The organism is Mesobacillus jeotgali, assembly GCF_900166585.1.
Classification (GTDB): Bacteria; Bacillota; Bacilli; order Bacillales; family Cytobacillaceae; genus Mesobacillus; species Mesobacillus jeotgali_A.
In genome coordinates this window covers 779,981-794,338 of record NZ_FVZC01000009.1, presented here as the reverse complement: position 1 = coordinate 794,338, position 14,358 = coordinate 779,981, and the positions used below count along the sequence as shown (strand labels likewise).

The following is a 14,358-nucleotide window of genomic DNA, read 5'->3' as shown; positions in this document are numbered from 1 at the left end:
CTCGCTTCCCTTGCCAATTGCTATTGCAGCAAAGAAATCACAGAAGGTGAGGAATCCAGATGAAAAGAATTAGTTTGGCAGGACAAATTTTTATTGGCTTAGTCGTCGGTATTATCGTAGGGGCAGTGTTTTTTGGAAACCCAGCAGTTGCCACCTACCTTCAACCGATTGGAGACATTTTTCTCCGTTTAATTAAAATGATCGTCGTACCGATTGTAGTTGCAAGCATCGTTGTTGCGGTTGCCGGGGTTGGCGATATTAAACAACTCGGTAAAATTGGCGGTAAAACGCTTTTGTATTTCGAAATTATTACGACACTTGCCATCATAGTTGGAATCATTGCAGCTAATCTGTTCCAGCCAGGTGCTGGAGTCAATATGAGTGAGCTCGATAAAACTGATATTGCTAGTTATGTAGATACAGCCGAAACACAAGAAACAAAGTCTATGATTACGACATTGGTGGAAATCGTTCCAACCAATCCAATAGCCGCTTTTGCAGAAGGCGATATGCTTGCCATCATCTTTTTTTCCCTTGTATTTGGCTTAGGAATTTCGGCTATCGGTGAAAAAGGAAAACCGGTTATTGCCTTTTTCCAGGGAACAGCGGATGCGATGTTCTATGCAACCAACCAAATCATGAAATTTGCTCCATTCGGGGTATTTGCACTGATTGGAGTAACAGTGTCCAAATTTGGTCTTGCATCACTGATCCCGCTTGGCAAATTAGTTTTGACCGTTTATGGAACAATGGCCTTCTTTGTAATCGTCATATTAGGCTTAGTAGCTAAAATGGCCGGTTACAACATCTTTAAATTGATTGGTACACTGAAAGATGAATTAATTTTGGCTTTCTCGACAGCTAGCTCAGAAACAGTTTTGCCAAGAATCATGGATAAAATGGAGAAAGAAGGAGCACCAAAACATATCACTTCTTTCGTAATACCTACAGGTTACTCATTTAACCTCGATGGTTCAACGCTGTATCAAGCGTTAGCCGCCATATTTATCGCCCAGATGTACGGGATCGATATGACCATTTCAGAACAGGTCTCGCTCATGCTGGTGTTGATGGTTACTTCCAAAGGAATAGCCGGAGTTCCTGGTGTCTCATTCGTCGTTCTCCTTGCTACATTGGGTACAGTAGGATTGCCTGTTGAAGGATTAGCTTTCATTGCTGGTATTGACAGAATTCTTGATATGGGACGAACTGCCGTCAATGTAGTCGGAAATTCTCTTGCAGCCATTGTCATCGCTAAATGGGAAGGCGTCTTCAAACCAAGAAAGCAATCCGATGCATTAAATAAAGCTTCTTAAATACATCCCAATAGTCAACAGGATTCCTGTTGACTATTTTTTTAATACATACCCGCCATTTATACATTGTTCCTATTGTTCGACTGCTTCATTTAAACCTTAAGCTTATATATTGCAATTTGTTCTCCCCATGGTGCAATTTCTGTCTCGACAAATCCTGCCCTCTTATATACTTCTCTTGCTCCTTCATTTTCCCGGTTATACCCTATCATGATCACAGGGATTTCATTTGTGTTGGTTCTCCTAATCTCCTCAATTACCAGTTTTACCGCTGAGGCACCAAAGCCTTTCCCCTGTTGCGCAGCATCAATCATCAGCCTGTAAATCCAATAATTATTGTCATCCGGATCGATGCCATACATCGCAAAAGCTACCATTTGATTATCTGCGTATATTCCAATGACCCGAAACTGTTCTAGGAATTGGACTTCCGCAATGGAATAGAGATTGGAAGAAATAAAGTTTTTCTGATTTTCCTTAACCTTTAACCTTATTGCTTCCTCCCAGTTGTCCTTTGTAATGGGTTGTAAAGTTAACATTAGGAAATTACTCCTTTGCATCTATAAAAATGAAAAAATTATCCGATGATTGTTGTGTTGATATTTTAGCTAATTTTACCATCTATTAAAAAATTCTCAACCTACCTGTGAAAATTTTTTATAAAATAGGTGTAACTTTTAACATTGTTAAATGTCTATGTTTACCAGAGAGAGGGGGATGGAATGTCAGACCCGCGGATTGAATTATATGAAACCTACAAAAATGCAATTTTCTTGTATCTATACCGTTCCACGCAAAATAAACATATTGCCGAAGACCTGACTCAGGACACTTTCTTGAAGGCTTTCCAGTCACTAGCCACTTTCCGTGGCGAATCCTCCCTAAAAACATGGATTTTTAGGATAGCAAGAAACACCTATATCAATTACAGCATGAAAAAACAAACCAGCATGGAGGTGCAGTCAGATATCATAATTCAGCAATTAATCCAGCAGCATGATCCATACAAACGCTCAGATAATCAATCTGCAATTGAATCTACCTTGCTGAGACTGCCCGAAAATTACCGGACATATATTATTTTGCGTGATGTGAACGACCTTACTTATGAGGAAGTTGCCGTCATTACAAACGAAACAATCGGCCAGGTAAAGGTTGGCCTGTACCGTGCACGCAAAAAATTCAAGGAAATCTACAGGAATTTGGAGGATCGGGAATGAAATTGGAACATGAAGTTGTTCAGGATTTATATCCTTTGTATGCAGAAAACGACTTAAGCCCTTCTGTGAAAACAGCTATCGATGAGCATCTTATGGAGTGCGGAACATGCAAGACATTTTATGATTCAGGTGAGAAAACCATCCAGTTCACTGATATGGATGAGCCTTTGGTTTCCAAGTCCCTTGATGACAAAATTATTTTAAAAATGAAGCTGTATCGTCTTCGGCTCATTTCTGTTGTACTTGCCGGAATTCTTTTTTCAATAATATTCACAGATTACATCAATGAACGAGAACAATTATTCATGGCGACAGATGGTTATTATGATACCCTGGGGCAAATGGACATGGTAATTGAAGCAGTGAAAAATAAAGAACCGACAGGCTTTGAATCATATGAAATGGATCGTTTCTTTGAATACAATAACGCGCTTAGAGAGAATATGAATTTCGTTGAGGATTATAGCATGAATTCTACAGAGTTCTCCCTAATCCTCAATGCTCCAAGGCTGAACGAGACACTTGCTGGAATGAAAACCCGGTTCAATCAGGGCAGGTGGTCTGAAACAGATGAAGAAGCATTCCAGGCGCTTAAGAAATATATTCATAGTCACAGACAAGATTTTAGAGAGGACTTTGAAAAAACCCACCATGGATATAGCTCTTACTTCCATATACTAGATGTAAAAGAGCTGGACCAGTTTTATGAAAAAGTAAACTTATTAACCTACAGTTTTACTCGTTTTCATAAAATGCCGGATGAAATAAAGGCATATAATGAGACGGAATTAAAAAAACGGATAGCGAATACATTGGAAATTGAAAAAGATAAAATAGAATTACAAAAAGAAAGTCCTGTTAATGACTTGTATGTATATCGTTTTGAGATTGGAAATGGGAATGGCGGTGACATTGATGCAATCACAGGCCAAATCACTCATTATAACGGGGATACTGGCCCGTTAACTGATGGGACTGTTATGAAAAAAGAGAAAGCTGAAGCGAAAGCCAGGTCGTATCTAGAAGGAATTTATGGAAAAGAAATAAAGCTGGAACTCGTTCCTCTAGGTTTAAATTATAATTCTTTTTCAGATGATCCCAGATATAAGGTTTATAGTTTCAAAGCTATCCCTAAGGTTGACGGTTATACAGTATATACACCATTAGAAACTGAAACTTTTCTGAATATTAATGCCAGGAACGGGAAACTTGAAAGCTTTGACCACAATCGCCATATTCCTTCATTTGGCAAACTGGATCAAGTTGACCTATCAGCTGCCCCCGACAATATTGGTGACAAACAAGCAGTTGTCATTTATTCAGCTTTAACCGGAAACTTTGAATTGGTCTTCATGCTACCCGAAATGGATTATTTTGAAGAAGGGAAATTTATTTCAGCCAAAACTGGCCTGGAGGAGAAAGTTTACTTGGACGACTTCTAAACACATACAAACAGACTGCCTGTAATGAGGCAGTCTCTTATTCAATATAAAGCTTTTCGCTTCATAAGCAACTCCTTTACCTTTAACAAATACCCCCTGATTTTCTGCTCAACTCCTAAGGATACTGATATAGCAAACTCTTCCCTGCCTTTGCCAGGCGGCTGAAAGGAGGCACTGTCAGGAAGAGAGCTTCCAAGTATCGATTCCCCGCTCCCAAAATAGTTATGAAATACCGCTCACGTTACATTGTCAGGTAACGTTTAACCACCGTCCAAATTTATTAGGATTGATAGTTGAATCATATATTACGCCAAGATACCCTCCCAGAACAAAGCAGGAGAAAACAACTTAACATACTATTTTTATTTTTTATTAATAATTGTTCGCCTGACTACTTAAGCGTTCAACTTCTTTTCCAGAAAATCAAGCCGCTGATGGATTCTGTAAATTATTGGCAAATAAGCAAGGATAACGATGACCAACCAGAGCCCACTAAGTCTCCCCTTTAGAAAATATTTTGCTATACTTCTTTTTTTATTTTTTATATCCTTTAATCATAGGATCCCTGCCTCAATTATTTGAATTTACCCCCAAGCTTTGTTACAGTTTATAAAAGGGGTAGTTTTACCTATGAGCGTGTTGTTAAATACGTTAAAGTATAAATCCGAGGAGTGTACATATAATGGAATCCACTTTTAATCAAAAAGATGTGACCGATTTCATTCAAACAAACAGAGAGCTTTTTGAAGAAAAGTTATTATCAGAGGCTGTAAATGTAGCATCTAAAATTCATGAGATTCTCCAAAAGGGAAACATCGACCTTTTGAAGAACGCAGAAAAGTTAATTGTTTACATAGTGGAGGAGCAGGAAGACAAACTGGTTGCCTTTGCAGAACAAGAAGGAATTGCATGGGCTGAACATTCGTTGACAGTCGCATTCAAACTGGAATGGATCCAGGCCATTCGCCGGACTTTATGGCACTTCCTAAACAAATATGATCAATTGCATAACAAATTTTCTACTCGTGAAGATTTTTTCCAGCTAGAGAAAAAGATCAATGATCAGGTTGACCAATTCCTGAATACTTTCTTCTTAACCTATACAAAGTATAAGGATGAACTGCTCTCCTCTCAGAGAAAATTGGTAGAACACTTGTCTGTCCCAATAATCCCCGTCAGCACTTCCGTAGCAGTACTTCCATTAATAGGAATGATTGATGAATACCGAATGCAGATTATTGAAGAAAAGGTCTTGATGGATATTTCCAGACTGAAAGTGCAAACCTTGATCATGGACCTTTCAGGTATTGCCGATATGGAAATGAATGTACTTGACCATTTCCAGAAAGTGCTGAATGGTATTGCAATGATGGGTTCAAAAGCTGTAATAACCGGAATGCGTCCGGAGCTTGTAAGGAAAATGATTCATACTGGAATCAACTTTGAACAGAAGGCAGAAACTAAGGGAACCTTGCAGCAAACACTTAGGTCCTATCTGGATAATGAAATTCAAAAATAATTGTAAAAAGGCCCCTTTGTTCAGACAAAGGGGCTTTCCACTATTTATTTCACTCTATAATCCAGTTCTTGCAGCAGCTTATTATTTTCCTCGATATCCCGATGTATCCCATTGATTTCTGATGAAATACTCAATTCTTGTTGTTTTACTGAGCCTATTTTTCGCTGCTGTGCCTCTTCCTGTTCAGTAATTTTCCTCAGGCGGTCCGCAAGGGTTGTACTCTCATCCCTCACTGAAAGGATGCCTGAAGAAATATTATTCAATTCCTGATTTTGTGACTTTACCTTTTCATCAATTTGCTGCATTAGACCATCAAAATCGATAAAGGAGGAAAAACTCGTACTGATTTTTGTTTCTATTTCTTCCAATTGTGCAGAAATATTTTTTGATGCATCTGCAGAGGCTTCTGCCAGCTTGCCAACTTCTTTTGCGACTACTGAGAATCCTTTGCCATGCTCGCCTGCACGTGCTGCTTCAATGGAAGCATTTAATGCAAGGATTTTAGTTTGCCCAGAAATAGATGAGATCGTCGAACTAATGCTTCCAATGGTCTTTGTCAAACCTACCAGTTCCTTTAACAGTTCGGAAGTTTGTTTCATATGTTCTGAAGCCTGTCTATTATCCTCGATTACAGCAACTGAGCCTTCTGATACCTTATAGATTGCCTCACTGTACATACTGATTTTAGATTCCATCTGTTCAAATACTGTAAAGAATAGTGATAATGCCTCTTTATTTTCGATTAGCTCGTTTTCCAATTCATTAATCGAAGATAGGTTGTGATTAACGCTATGTTGTATTGTCTGTGTCGATAGCACAATATCTTGGAAAGTATCCTTCATTGCGCCGACGAAAACAGCGGCCTGTCCAGAGTCATCCTTTTTCTCTCCGTCTTCACTTAAATTGTGGACTTTCTGGATCGTCTTGAAAATTTCATCAAGTGCAGGACGGTCAAATTGCGAATCACCTATATAACTGTAGCGGATGACATGGTTTTCATCCAAAACAAAGGTACTTGGAATCGCAATACGGAAACTATCCCATTTAATGGGAACAAACACTTCATATTTTTTAATGACTTCCCTGTTCCCATCAGACAGGATTGGAATTTTGATTCCCTCACTGTCAACATACGACTGTATTCCCTTTAAATTTTGGCCTGCAATTCCGAGTACTTGAATCCCGCTTGCTTTTAGGTGTTCATAATGTTCATTCAGCTGGACCAGCTGATTACGGCAGTTCGGTCACCAGGTGCCCCTAAGGAAAACGAGTATGACAGGCTGGCCGGAAAAGTCTGATAAACTGTATTTTGTATTGTTCGTCCCAGTTAAAGTAAAATCTGGTGCTTGCTTGCCTACATGCAAACCTTTATTAGCCAAAATAATCTCTCCTCTATCTACATTTATCTAAAAGCTTGGCTCACAGATTATTATCGGCCAGGGACGATGTTTGTTAACTCTTTGAAAAACTACAACAGCAGAATATCGCGGATATCTTCCTCTGTCAGGGCGGATGAGGGCTTCTCTTCAATAATTTCTTCTATCATATTACGCTTTTTATCCTGAAGCTCATTCATCTTTTCTTCAATCGTCCCGCGGGATATCAGCTTTATAACCTGGACTTTATTTTTTTGGCCCATTCGGTGTGCCCGGTCAGCAGCCTGCTCTTCTACAGCTGGATTCCACCATAAATCGTAAAGAATCACGGTATCAGCTCCAGTTAAATTCAAGCCTGTTCCACCAGCTTTTAATGAAATAAGGAAAAAGTCGCGTTCTCCAGAATTGAATTTTTCGCAAGTTTGCACCCGATCTTCGGATGGCGTTTGTCCGTCCAGATAAAAATATGGTATGCCTTTGCAGGCTAACTCCCTGCCGATCAGGCTGAGCATTTTTGTGAACTGCGAAAAAATAAGCACTCTCCTCCCGGCATATCTTGATTCATCAACGATCTTCTTCAATTCTTCAAACTTAGCCGATGTACCATCATATCCGTCAACAAACAGGGCCGGGTGGCAGCATATTTGCCTGAGTCTTGTCAATCCGGCAAGAATTTTAATCCGATTTTTCCTGATTGTATCTTTATCAAGCTGCTTCAATGTTTGATGCCGGAGCTTAGCCAAATAAGCGGCATATAGTTTTTTCTGTTCAGGCAGCAGCTCTACCGTATCAATCGATTCGATTTTTTCCGGCAGCTCTCCAAGGACTTCCTCTTTCATCCGTCTCAGCAAAAAAGGCTGGATCCTGCGCGCTATTGCTTTGCTTGTCAGCTGGCTATACTCCTTCAACCCCTGAAATAGTTCCGGGAAAACAACCCTGAAGATCGACCATAATTCTTCTGCTGAGTTTTCTATTGGAGTTCCGGTTAACGCAAAATGGTGCTCGGCTCTGATATTCATGACAGCCTTTGCAGTTTGTGTCAGCGGATTTTTGAAAGCCTGTGCTTCATCAAAAAAGACAGTGTGAAAATTGTTTTTTTCGTATAAATGGATATCTCTTCTCAGAAGCATGTACGATGTAATCACCACATCTATACCCGTCATATCGGTTAACAGCCTTGTTCGTTCGGACCTGTTGCCGTCAATGATCACCGCTTCTATTTCCGGGGTGAATTTCAGGAATTCTCCCAGCCAGTTGTAAACGAGGGATGATGGACATACAATCAGGAATGGAAGGTTCCTCTCCCTTCCATCTTCGAGTTCAGAAGCAATATAGGTGATGCTTTGCAGCGTTTTTCCCAGCCCCATATCATCAGCCAGAATGCCGCCAAATCCATAGTTCGCTAATGTTTTCAGCCATTGATAGCCCTGTTTCTGATAATCTCGCAAAATTGGCTTCAGTTTTTCAGGAATACCGAATTTGGTTTTATCTGGACTGGTCATTTCCTCCAAAAATTCCCTAAAGGATTCTTCTTCTATAAAGACAGATTGACCCTCGAATGAGTCGACCATCTGCATTCCCCGGACAACTGGCATATTCAAGCCTTTTTCCAGGTCCTCAGCTTGAATTGGCCCAGCATTCAGGAACCGCTGGATTTCTTCCCATTCCCGTGTTTCGAGTGACATAAGTGCCCCATTTCGCAGACGGAAATACTTCCTTTTCTCCTCCAGAGCTTCAAGGACATCCCGGATTTGCTTTTCCGGTATTCCATCCATTTCAAACTTGAATTCAAGCCAGTTTGTCCGTTCTTTTTTTACTTTCACACGGATTTGCGGCCTGGCAGGCTCCCTGAAAATCCTATTCCTGACAGCTGTAGTAGCATAAATCTGGCTGATTTTTTGTAACTTTGGCAGGACATGATAAAGAAATTCATACTCAAGCTCTTCATTATGTAAAAGATAGCCGCCATCTGTTTTTGCGAATGAACTGTCATCCAGCATTTCAATGATTTGCACTTCTTTTTCCATATCCCGGATCAATAAAGTATTTACTTGTGGTTCCCTATGTTCCAGTGGATTAAATATAATGTTGCCATACTGGAATTCCAGCCCTGCCAGCAAACGATTATTGACACGGTCAAGATAAAGCCTTGCCACGAGAGGGTCTGTCAAAAATTGCTTGGCGATATCTCCATTAATTTGCACCTTACCAATACGGCGAAGACCGGGAACGACTTTTTCCACAAAGAATCCCATTTGCTCCTGTAAAATCGGGATGCTGTCTGTCTTCGACCTTGCAAGCATGTTTTTCAACTCAAATAACCTGCTCGAATCCTCAGGACTTAGCTCGACCAATTCTGCATTTGAAATGACCAGATTATATTTGTTCAGGACAGTCAACCTATTAATCCCATTAATCTTTAAGGAATAATCTTTACCAGTGCCTTTTTCAAAATTGAAATTTAGAGGAAGCATTTCTTTTGATAAAGAAAAATCGGCCAGGTTTCCGCCTACTTCCAGCTTTACATCGGGCACCTTTTTTAACAGTGGCAAGATTTTCTGCCAAAAAGATGGAGGAATGATCAATATAGAATCGCATTTATCTTTATCGATGACTAATCCTGTATCCTGAATGATTAGAGTCAGGAGCTTGATTACTTCATCGGTCTCAGTTTTAAAACAATGAAGTTTTGGATCAAACACGAATAAATTAGAAAGTGTTGCTGAATTGCGATCGGCTACACTTTGCAAAAAGACAGAAATATTATGTACCCTGACAGGACCAATACTTATTGAAAGACCAAGGAGCATTTCCTGATTATTTGTGACCGGCTTGAGGCTGAACTGAGCATTCAATATCTTTCTCGTTTCAAAGTGCCTCTGATGCCCACTAGTTCTGCGGGGGTCTTCATTAAAAATAGCCAGCACTCCTTCTGCAAGCTCTTTCTTCGGTTGGTCAATATTCCTTGATAAACCTGACTCTCCCCGCTTTTGCTCATCGAGAATGGCCAGCAGCACAGCGGCCACATGCTGGCACTCATGTTTGACAGATGCAAGCTTTGGACAGTTGCATTCAGTCTGGAAACGCCCGTCCCCGGTTTTTAGGACAGTGACATGGAAATCATCTGCCCCTGTCACAATTGCTTTTACACGATCAGGATTGTACTCAGTGAATTTCACTTTATCCGCTCGATAAAATGCATCCCCGCGCTTGAAGGAAACAGTTCCGCATAAATCCTTGATCGTTTTGTGACTTAATTTGTTGTCCATGGTCTGCTCCCCCTCCTGCTGGATGCTTTAATTAATAATTTCTAGTGTAGACTTTATCACTTCATTTGTTAAGCAGGAATGTAAAAAAGCATGGAGAAAACCATGCTTTTAGGTATCAATTTTATCAAATCATGGACTGTCGGTGCTGAAAGAGTAGTGGCATTATATTGGCCTTGAATTGCCTCATCCATTAAAAATGTATTTCTCTATTTTTCAAGCTCCTATTCTTCATCCGATTCTACAAAACTTTTAAGTGCCGATAATTTGTTATCCCAGTAGATTTCAAAAAAGGAGAGCCATTCCTGCAATTCACGAAGCGGTTCAGGCTGTAATGCATAACGTGATTCACGTCCAATTTTTCTGCTCGTAACCAGTCCTGCTTCTGATAACACGAATAAGTGCTTATTGACTGCTGTCCTGGTTATAGGAAATTCTTCTGTTATGGAAGCAATCGGCATTTCTTTATCCGCAAGCATCTTAAGGATTTTACGGCGAGTCGGATCCGAAACTGCATGGAACACATCATGGTTTGCCTGTGAAGCCGGCATGTCAGCCCTCGATATAGGAAGGGAGTGCTTCGTTGACGATTTTATCCCATCCTTGATCCATGATACCCTGGACAATGGTATGAGGCTGCCCAAATTCAGTAACTTTATCCGGATCCCAGCCGGAATGGATCAAGGTGAACTCTGTCTTGCTGTCAATCTCCCTCAATTCAAATACCAAATGCCAGTCTTTCCCCCAATCAAATCCAAGACGATTCGGCGGGTCTAATTCTGTCACCTTGCAGGGGGAATCTCCAAAAGGTCCTGCGTGAAGAATGAACTCTCTGCCAAGTTCAGCTTCGAAGGTGTTAGGCATCCACCAGGCAGCAATCCCTTCTGACGTCGCGACTGCTTTCCATACTTTTTCAATCGGTGCATTTAAAATAATTGTTTTGCGAATTTCAGTCTGCATATTCATATTTGACCTCCAGTGAATTTACAACACCCTATTGTGTCACTTTTAAAATTATAACACCTTTTAGTGTTATGTCAATGTAGAAAAACCAGATACTTTTAAGTATCTGGTTAGATTTCAATGATGATGGGCAGGATCATCGGCTTTCGTCTTGTCTGCTGGAAGATATGCTGGCCAACTGCTTTCTTTATGGCCTGCTTGATGACATTCCATCTGTGTACATTGTCTTCCTGCAATTCTGTTACGGTTTTTGTTACCAGATTATTAACATCACGCATCAGATCCTCTGAATTTTTCACAAATACGAATCCGCGGGAAATCGTATCTGGGCCTGAGATAATTTTTCGTTCAGACTTGCTCAAAGTCAGGACAATTACAAGCATTCCATCCTCGGAAAGCTGCTTTCGGTCTCTTAATACGATTTCACCGACATCCCCGACACTGATCCCGTCTACATATGTGTCTCCTGCTGGTATATTCCGGGTCTGCCTGGCTTCTCCATGGTCTATATCAACGATATCACCATTTTTAATAATGAACGTATGGCCTTTTTCCACACCAACCGATTCTGCAAGCAATCGATGATGGTGGAGCATCCGGTATTCACCGTGAATCGGGATAAAGTATTTTGGCTTCATTAGTGTAAGCATCAGCTTGAGATCTTCCTGGTAGCCATGGCCGGAAACATGCATACCGGTTGTGCTGCCTGAGCCGTAAATAACATTGGCTCCAAGCTTGAAAAGGTTATCTATGATTTTTGATACATCTTTTTCATTCCCTGGTATTGGTGAAGCTGCCATAATGACTGTATCACCTGGATAAATGCTGACATCCCGATAATTGCCAGTAGCAAGACGGGCTAATGCTGCCATCGGTTCTCCCTGGCTGCCAGTACATAATATGGCAACCTTGTCAGGATCCAACTGATCGACTACATGAGGTTCGATCAGCATACCCTCTGGAACATTCAGGTATCCTCTTTCAATCGCAACATCCACAACATTGACCATGCTCCTGCCAAGTAAAGCCAGCTTCCTTTCTGTCTTGATTGCCGCTTCTACTACCTGCTGGACACGGTTTACGTTCGAGGCAAAAGTAGATACAAAAATCTTTCCTTCTGCCTTCATAAATGCCTCTTCCAAATGACCTGCGACCATTCGCTCCGATGGCGTAAGCCCAGTCCGTTCAGCATTCGTACTTTCAGAAAGCAAGGCCAGAACACCTTCTGTCCCGATTCTCGCCATTTTGTGGATTTCTGATTGTTCATCATTAGCGGGAGTCAGGTCGAATTTAAAATCCCCTGTATGAACAATATTCCCCTCTGGAGTGTGGAAAACTATTCCCAGACAATCCGGGATGCTGTGGCTCACTTTGAAAAATGAAACCTTGACCTTGCCAAAATCCAATTCTGAATCTGAGTTGATTTTTTTCAATTCAGTTCCTCTTAAAAGCTTATGCTCACCGAGTTTTAATTCTATCAACCCAAGTGTGAAGTCAGTGGCATATACTGGAGCCTTCAGTTTTTTGAAAAAATAAGGGACACCGCCAATATGATCCTCATGGCCATGGGTCACAATCAATCCGCGTATTTTTTCTCTGTTTTCCTCAAGATAAGTCATTTCCGGGATAATCAAATCAATTCCGAGCAAACTCTCATCAGGGAACTTCCCGCCGCAATCAATCACAAAAATATCGTCCTCATATTGAACAACATACATATTTTTGCCTATTTCATTGATGCCTCCCAGGGCAAATATTGATAAAGTCAATTTATAACCTCCTAAACCGTAATCGATTTTGTTAGTATTGCCCATTGTATTTCCGATTATTTCGTCCTGGAGTGGAATATCTCATACTTTGTATACCCATTAAGGAGATGGAAATCCGTTATTGGCGAAAATTTCATTTTAATGGCGGAGTTCACAATTTTATTGGCGAAAAAAAATTTTTATTGGCGATAATTAATTTTTATTAGCGAAAATCTGTTTTTATTGGCGACATGGAAATAAACGAGGCTTTTTTCCAGAAGCTTTTGCCCAAAAAAAGAAAAAAGCCAATCCACCATTTAGTGAATAGGCCAACTCTTCCTATTTCTCGATCCAGGTATACATATACTGGTCGTCTTCAATATCCTTTGCCTTCTTGACCGTTTTCAGCGGTCTGAATGTATCAATCATGACAGCAAGCTCAAGTGTTTCTTTCTTGCCGATGCTTGCTTCAGTCTTGCCAGGATGCGGCCCGTGCGGGATACCGCTTGGGTGGAGGGTGATGGAACCTTCCTTGATTCCCTTGCGGCTCATGAAGTTGCCTTCTACATAATAGAGCAGCTCATCACTATTGACGTTGCTGTGGTAGTATGGCGCTGGAATCGCCTCTGGATGATAATCGTAAAGCCTTGGCACAAATGAACAGACAACATAATTGTGCCCCTCGAATGTCTGGTGAACTGGCGGCGGCTGGTGGATCCGGCCAGTGATTGGTTCAAAATCCTCGATGTTGAATGCCCATGGATACAGATAGCCATCCCAGCCAACTACATCAAGCGGGTGGTGGTTCAACACGTGGCGGTGCAGATAGCCGCGTGTCTTGGTGATCACTTCATGCTCCCCTTTTTCTGCGAAGGATTCCAGTGTCTCCGGCCCGCGAATATCACGTTCACAGAATGGGCTATGCTCCAAAAGCTGGCCGTATTCGTTGCGATAACGGCGAGGTGTAGTAATCTGGCTGAACGATTCAACAATCAGTGCTTTGGTCATCTCTGAATCATCAGGTACAACACGGTACATCGTCCCGATTGGAATGACGACATAATCACCTGGACGGTATGTCAATGTGCCGAACATGGTCTGCACTTTGCCGGAACCATGATGAAAAAAGAACATCTCATCTCCGTCACCATTGCGGTAAAAGTGCTTCATTGGTTGAGAAATATTTGCAAATCCGATCAGCAAGTCGTCATTACCTAAGATATATTCCCTTCCACTTAAAGCATCGCCGGTCTTCGTAATCTGGTCGGTAAGAAAATGCCGGTGGTTCAATGACCCCTGCTCTTCATATTCAGGCAAATAGCTTCCGATCAATTCACTTTTAACCACTTCTGTCGGCATATGGTGGTGATAAAGGATGGACTGGGTTCCAGAAAACCCCTTCGTTCCCATTACCTGCTCACGGAAGAGCGAACCATCTTCCTTTTTAAACATCGTATGGCGTTTTTTCGGGATTTCTCCCATTTGACGGTAGTACATGAATACACCTT

The 14,358-nt window shown here is 41.1% G+C and carries 11 protein-coding genes and 1 pseudogene; 4 read left to right on the top strand and 8 right to left on the bottom strand.

The window, feature by feature from the left end; translation table 11 throughout:
- The first annotated feature begins 59 nt into the window (after positions 1 to 59).
- A complete protein-coding gene (locus tag B5X77_RS13890; protein ID WP_079508578.1) occupies positions 60 to 1,316 on the top strand; it encodes a cation:dicarboxylate symporter family transporter in 1,257 nt (418 codons plus the stop codon).
- Positions 1,317 to 1,408: 92 nt separating this feature from the next.
- Here the strand turns inward: B5X77_RS13890 and B5X77_RS13885 are convergent, their stop codons facing one another.
- Complete coding sequence (locus tag B5X77_RS13885; protein ID WP_079508577.1) at positions 1,409 to 1,855, bottom strand: GNAT family N-acetyltransferase; 447 nt, start codon at positions 1,853 to 1,855, stop codon at positions 1,409 to 1,411.
- Positions 1,856 to 2,038: 183 nt separating this feature from the next.
- Between B5X77_RS13885 and B5X77_RS13880 the strand changes: the two genes are divergently transcribed.
- The 3 genes from B5X77_RS13880 to B5X77_RS13870 all read left to right on the top strand — a co-directional run bounded on the left by B5X77_RS13880 (position 2,039) and on the right by B5X77_RS13870 (position 5,497).
- A complete protein-coding gene (locus B5X77_RS13880; RefSeq protein ID WP_079508576.1) occupies positions 2,039 to 2,536 on the top strand; it encodes an RNA polymerase sigma factor in 498 nt (165 codons plus the stop codon).
- Entirely contained in the window at positions 2,533 to 3,978 is a 1,446-nt protein-coding gene (locus tag B5X77_RS13875; RefSeq protein ID WP_079508575.1) for a zf-HC2 domain-containing protein, read from the top strand. Before B5X77_RS13880 ends, B5X77_RS13875 begins: the two co-directional genes overlap by 4 nt.
- Before the next feature lie 682 nt (positions 3,979 to 4,660).
- Positions 4,661 to 5,497 (top strand): STAS domain-containing protein, encoded by an 837-nt coding sequence (locus B5X77_RS13870; protein ID WP_079508574.1) that lies wholly within the window; start codon positions 4,661 to 4,663, stop codon positions 5,495 to 5,497.
- 44 nt (positions 5,498 to 5,541) lie between these two features.
- On the opposite strand, the gene B5X77_RS23565 is transcribed toward B5X77_RS13870, so the two are convergent.
- The 7 genes and pseudogenes from B5X77_RS23565 to B5X77_RS13840 all read right to left on the bottom strand — a co-directional run bounded on the left by B5X77_RS23565 (position 5,542) and on the right by B5X77_RS13840 (position 14,347).
- A complete protein-coding gene (locus B5X77_RS23565) occupies positions 5,542 to 6,501 on the bottom strand; it encodes a methyl-accepting chemotaxis protein (protein ID WP_139378356.1) in 960 nt (319 codons plus the stop codon).
- 12 nt (positions 6,502 to 6,513) lie between these two features.
- Positions 6,514 to 6,861, bottom strand: a pseudogene (locus tag B5X77_RS23745) (peroxiredoxin family protein); the annotation flags it as partial.
- A gap of 104 nt (positions 6,862 to 6,965) precedes the next feature.
- Positions 6,966 to 10,142 carry a DEAD/DEAH box helicase gene (locus B5X77_RS13860; protein WP_079508572.1) on the bottom strand — a complete coding sequence of 1,059 codons (3,177 nt, stop codon included), beginning with the start codon at positions 10,140 to 10,142 and terminating at the stop codon, positions 6,966 to 6,968.
- Positions 10,143 to 10,363: 221 nt separating this feature from the next.
- Complete coding sequence (locus tag B5X77_RS13855; protein ID WP_079508571.1) at positions 10,364 to 10,690, bottom strand: ArsR/SmtB family transcription factor; 327 nt, start codon at positions 10,688 to 10,690, stop codon at positions 10,364 to 10,366.
- Between the two features lies 1 nt (position 10,691).
- Positions 10,692 to 11,105 (bottom strand): SRPBCC family protein, encoded by a 414-nt coding sequence (locus B5X77_RS13850; protein ID WP_373887813.1) that lies wholly within the window; start codon positions 11,103 to 11,105, stop codon positions 10,692 to 10,694.
- A 107-nt stretch (positions 11,106 to 11,212) separates the two neighbouring features.
- Entirely contained in the window at positions 11,213 to 12,820 is a 1,608-nt protein-coding gene (locus tag B5X77_RS13845; RefSeq protein WP_373887826.1) for a ribonuclease J, read from the bottom strand.
- A gap of 369 nt (positions 12,821 to 13,189) precedes the next feature.
- Entirely contained in the window at positions 13,190 to 14,347 is a 1,158-nt protein-coding gene (locus B5X77_RS13840) for a homogentisate 1,2-dioxygenase (protein WP_079508569.1), read from the bottom strand.
- Positions 14,348 to 14,358: the final 11 nt, after the last annotated feature.

Coding starts and splice junctions, on each gene's coding strand:
- B5X77_RS13885 (WP_079508577.1), bottom strand. CDS start 1,855: ATGTTAACTTTACAACCCATTACAAAGGACAACTGGGAGGAAGCAATA.
- B5X77_RS13845 (WP_373887826.1), bottom strand. CDS start 12,820: ATGTATGTTGTTCAATATGAGGACGATATTTTTGTGATTGATTGCGGC.
- B5X77_RS13860 (WP_079508572.1), bottom strand. CDS start 10,142: ATGGACAACAAATTAAGTCACAAAACGATCAAGGATTTATGCGGAACT.
- B5X77_RS13850 (WP_373887813.1), bottom strand. CDS start 11,105: ATGAATATGCAGACTGAAATTCGCAAAACAATTATTTTAAATGCACCG.
- B5X77_RS13875 (WP_079508575.1), top strand. CDS start 2,533: ATGAAATTGGAACATGAAGTTGTTCAGGATTTATATCCTTTGTATGCA.
- B5X77_RS13880 (WP_079508576.1), top strand. CDS start 2,039: ATGTCAGACCCGCGGATTGAATTATATGAAACCTACAAAAATGCAATT.
- B5X77_RS13890 (WP_079508578.1), top strand. CDS start 60: ATGAAAAGAATTAGTTTGGCAGGACAAATTTTTATTGGCTTAGTCGTC.
- B5X77_RS13855 (WP_079508571.1), bottom strand. CDS start 10,690: ATGCCGGCTTCACAGGCAAACCATGATGTGTTCCATGCAGTTTCGGAT.
- B5X77_RS13840 (WP_079508569.1), bottom strand. CDS start 14,347: ATGTACTACCGTCAAATGGGAGAAATCCCGAAAAAACGCCATACGATG.
- B5X77_RS13870 (WP_079508574.1), top strand. CDS start 4,661: ATGGAATCCACTTTTAATCAAAAAGATGTGACCGATTTCATTCAAACA.